We start from the raw sequence: 4,577 nt of genomic DNA on the forward strand, positions 1-4,577 counted from the left end.
TTTTTATTTATTTTGTTACTTCGTATTGCGTAACTTTACCATTTAATTTAGTAAGCTCTTTGAGTTGGGGGAGCTGCTTTTGTAATTCACTTTTATCAAGTGAAGGACCAACGAATACCTTGGTTAATGTCCCATTTGGAGTTTTAATGGGTTTCGTAAACGTTTTAAACCCTTCAACTTTTAATTTAGCCTGTAATGCTTTTACATTTGCAACATGTGAAAAACTACCTAATTGAATAACATAAGCCATACTTGTTAGGTTTTCATCACTTTCACGTGGTGCAATAAGTTCTGGTTTAGCTTGAACAGGCGCCTTTGTAATTGGTGTAGCTTTGGGTTCAATTGTTGCTTCAACAACTTTATCTTCCAAAGCGTAGTCACTCTCATCCATAGCGTTTTGCTGCTCAAAAGCTTCATCGTCAGCTTGAATGTCTTCAATTTCATCTTGTTTTAGTGGCTCAGCATTAGCCATGTTTTCATCAATTGACTCTTGAAGATCGATTGTTTTGAACTCAGGGCGATCAGGAATCGCTTTAAAGCCTTCTTTATAATGCACTTTTTCGCCATCGAGTATATTAGGGATAAACACAATTGCTGCGATCACTACTATACTTGTTCCGACTAAGCGATTAATAAAACTTGAGTTCACCGACATCCTCTCTATTTTTTAAAGTAATTAATAGCGCCGGCCACTGTAAAAAATGAACCAAATACAATCAACATAGTATCACTTTGTTGTTTTGGTAAAATTACACTCAGTGCCTGTGCCACACTATCATAGCTATTAATAGTATTATAATGAGATATACCCTGCAGCGCATTTTGTAAATTACTTGCAGTGTCGCCTCGCGGACCACTTAAGCTCGCTAATGACCACTCATCGACCAAGTGACTTACTTCTTTAAGTACACCCACTTTATCTTTATCAGCAAGCATAGCGGCTAATGCATGAATTTTAAAGCCTTTATCTTTATAGCTTGATAACTTATTGGCTAAATAACGCGCCGACTCAGGGTTATGTGCTACATCGGTAAAGACTAAAGGCTCAGCGCTTAACTGCTGAAACCGCCCTTCTACAACTAAATTTGCGAGGCAACTTCGTATGATTTGCTCACTTGGTAATAAGTTTAAAGCGCTTAGCGCAGTTAACGCCGTTGCTGCATTTTGACACGGTATTGCTGGCTTATCTATTTCAAGATTATGTTCTTTAAATTGCCAATTAAAGCTATCAGCATTCTCTTTGAAAATAAAGTCACTGCCCGACAGCGTCATGTTGGCATTAATTTCTTTGCCGTAATCAGTCATTGTGTGAGGAATATTCAAATCCCCTATAATAGCGGGTGTATTTTCACGAAAAATACCGGCTTTATCATAAGCCACCAGCTCACGTGTATCACCTAGGTATTCTTTATGATCTAAATCGATAGTTGTAATTACACTGGCAAAAGGGGTTACTATATTTGTGGCGTCAAAGCGCCCACCTAAACCAACCTCTAATAATACATAATCAACCTTACAGCGTTTAAAAATTGCCAACGCACCTAAAGTACCATATTCAAAATAAGTCAAAGGTGTGTCTTTACGGCCTTGCTCAAGCTGGTGAAAAGCATCTATATGAAATTGGTCTGCCAGTTCTTCGCCATTAACTCGTACACGCTCGTTATAACGAATTAAATGAGGAGATGCGTAAGTACCCACGCTAAAACCTTGCGCTAGTAATAGCGACTCTAAGCAACGTGCAGTAGTACCCTTCCCGTTTGTACCGGCAATAAGAATAATTTTACTTGGAGTGTTTAAAAGGCCAATATTGTTGGCAACAGTAGCAACTCGTTCTAGGCCCATTGCAATATTAGCTGGGTGAACACTTTCTAAATAAAAAAGCCAATCATCAAGGCTTGATGATTGGCTAGGAATTGTTTTTGTCATAGCGTGAATCAGTAAAGCTTAAATTTACGCTACTCTATGCTCTTGTTCCGTAGAAGGCAAGTTCATAAATTTAGCTAAAATGCGGGCAAGGGTATCGCGCATTTCACGGCGGTCAATAATCATGTCAATTGCACCGTGTTCTAGCAAAAATTCACTACGCTGAAAACCTTCAGGTAATGTTTCGCGAACAGTTTGCTCAATAACACGAGGACCAGCAAAACCAATTAACGCTTTAGGTTCAGCAACGTTAATATCGCCCAGCATAGCAAGTGATGCAGATACACCACCCATTGTTGGGTCGGTCATCACTGAAATAAATGGAAGACCTTTTTCCGTCATTTTTGCAAGTGCAGCACTTGTCTTAGCCATTTGCATAAGCGACATAAGCGCTTCTTGCATACGTGCTCCGCCTGATGCAGAAAAACAAATAAGCGGCATGTTATGCTCTAAACATTGATCAACAGCATCAACAAAGCGAGCGCCAACAACAGAAGCCATTGAACCACCCATAAATGAGAACTCAAATGCTACCGCTGCCACTGGAATACCTTTTAATCGGCCTTTCATAGCTACAAGTGCATCTTTCTCACCACTTGCTTTTTGCGCTGCACTGATACGATCAGAGTACTTTTTAGAATCTTTAAACTTAAGAATGTCTTTAGGCTCATGTTGTGTGCCAAGCTCTTGACGATCACCTTCATCTAAAAAGTGCTCTAGGCGCTTACGGCCACTAACACGCATGTGGTGGTTACACTTAGGACATACGTTTAATGACTTTTCTAATTCAGCTTTATATAAAATTGAATCACACGATGTGCACTTAGCCCAAACACCTTCTGGGATTTCTTTACGACCTGATGACTTTGTCGTTTTAGGTAAGATTTTTTCTAGCCAACTCATTTGCAACTCTCTTAATACTGTTCTGTGTCGCGAGCCTGTTAATAGCAATTAGCAGGCAATTTTTTCAATTAAAACATGAATTACACTAACGCGGTATAAAAAACTGGTCTTAGTAGTTAAAAGTGCTCATAAAAAGTACTTATACCACATCTATATCAGGCAAAAATAAAGGACCTAAAGGTGTTTGAGGAATATTAAATTGCTCAGGATAATCAACGTCCACTAAATACAAGCCAGCAGCTTTAGCGGTAGCACTAGCCTTTGCGCGTTCTTTACAATCAAGTAGCTCTTTTATCCATATAGGTTGTTGTTTATGCAAACCAACATCCATTAAACTGCCTGTGATATTACGTACCATGTGATGTAAAAATGCATTCGCTTTAATATCAATAATAACGTAAGTACCTTGGCGCTGTACCGACAGATGATGAATTGTTCTTGTCGGTGTATTCGCTTGGCAATGTATCGCTCTAAAAGAGGTGAAATCGTGTTTACCTATTAAGTACTGACACGCCTCTTGCATTTTTTCCTCATCAAGATGGTGATGAAAATGCGTAACGCCTTCGTTTAATACCGCTCCTCGTAGGGGGGAGTTATAAATAACATAGCGATAACGACGCGCTGTAGCACTAAAACGGGCGTGAAAGTCATCAGCAACCGGTTGGGCAAAGCGAATAGCAATATCTCTAGGCATTAAAGTATTCATACCTAGTGTAAATGCGACCATATCGCGATCGGCCTCAGTTTCAAAGTGTATTACTTGGCCTGTACCGTGCACACCAGCATCTGTACGCCCTGCGCATATAACTTCAACAGGATGGTTGCAAATACGCGACAACGCTTTTTCTACTTCTTGCTGTACGCTATTTACATGTGACTGACGCTGCCAACCACTATAACGTGCGCCGTTGTATTCAACTCCAAGTGCTACTCGCATAATTACTGCTTTACCTACTGTGCTAATGAACGAGGCATTTTATGCTATCTAACGATGCAATAAAAGGAGACGTGTCGTAATCAAACCAATACATATAAAAAAACCCGTATTTAGCTAAGCTAAATACGGGGTTTTATAAACATTTAAATTATTTTAGTTTAGCCTTTAAGCTAAGTGCTTCTTCTTGAACTTCCTCGGGACCTTTGTTAATAACATCCTCAATGACTTTTAGCGCAGAATCAAAATCATCAATTTCAATATAAGCACGCGCTAAATCAAGTTTAGCTGAGTAGCCACCACTTTCAGCATCAACATCCGTCGGGTTATCACCAGCAAGTAACGCATCAAACTCACTCAAACCGACATCCATATTAGCGCCGTTGTAAGGTTCGTGTTCAAGTTCAGCGTCGTCACTTTCTTCTAATAATGAATCAATATCTACAAATTCATCATTATCAAGTTGCTCAACATCACTACTTTCAACAAGTGCTTCTTGCGTAGTTAATAAGTCATCAGCCTCTAAGTCTTCTTTTAGCAAGCTGTCAAAGTCAACATCAAATTCACTGCTGTCATCAACACTCAACTCTTCAGGCTCTGCTAACTCACTAAGTAATGAATCAAAATCAGTTTGCGTCAAATTTGACATAAACTCTTCATCAAGTTCGTCGTCAGAGGTAATATCAGTGCTACCTACTTCATCTGAGCTTGTTAACTGCGCTTCGCGCTCTGCATTTGTTTGCTCTTGCGATTCGTCAGATAACTCATCAGTTAGCGCTTGCTCTAAGCTATCTTCGTCAAATTCAGCATCTAATTG

General features: G+C 39.5%; 5 protein-coding genes. All 5 read right to left on the minus strand.

Features of this window, described 5'->3' with window-relative positions; genetic code table 11:
• Nucleotides 1-7: 7 nt before the first annotated feature.
• Nucleotides 8-649, minus strand: coding sequence for an SPOR domain-containing protein (locus tag P20652_RS12450; RefSeq protein WP_008167323.1), 642 nt, complete (start codon nt 647-649; stop codon nt 8-10).
• A gap of 11 nt (nt 650-660) precedes the next feature.
• Nucleotides 661-1,926, minus strand: a complete 1,266-nt coding sequence (gene folC, locus P20652_RS12445) for a bifunctional tetrahydrofolate synthase/dihydrofolate synthase (RefSeq protein WP_008167325.1) — start codon at nt 1,924-1,926, stop codon at nt 661-663.
• Between the two features lie 24 nt (nt 1,927-1,950).
• Nucleotides 1,951-2,826, minus strand: coding sequence for an acetyl-CoA carboxylase, carboxyltransferase subunit beta (gene accD / locus P20652_RS12440; RefSeq protein WP_002958359.1), 876 nt, complete (start codon nt 2,824-2,826; stop codon nt 1,951-1,953).
• A gap of 139 nt (nt 2,827-2,965) precedes the next feature.
• Entirely contained in the window at nt 2,966-3,763 is a 798-nt protein-coding gene (truA, locus tag P20652_RS12435) for a tRNA pseudouridine(38-40) synthase TruA (protein WP_008167327.1), read from the minus strand.
• Nucleotides 3,764-3,911: 148 nt separating this feature from the next.
• Nucleotides 3,912-4,577 (minus strand): FimV/HubP family polar landmark protein (locus tag P20652_RS17740; protein WP_033017254.1); only part of this gene is annotated, 666 nt, incomplete at its 5' end.

The organism is Pseudoalteromonas sp. BSi20652, from assembly GCF_000239855.1.
GTDB lineage: Bacteria > Pseudomonadota > Gammaproteobacteria > Enterobacterales > Alteromonadaceae > Pseudoalteromonas.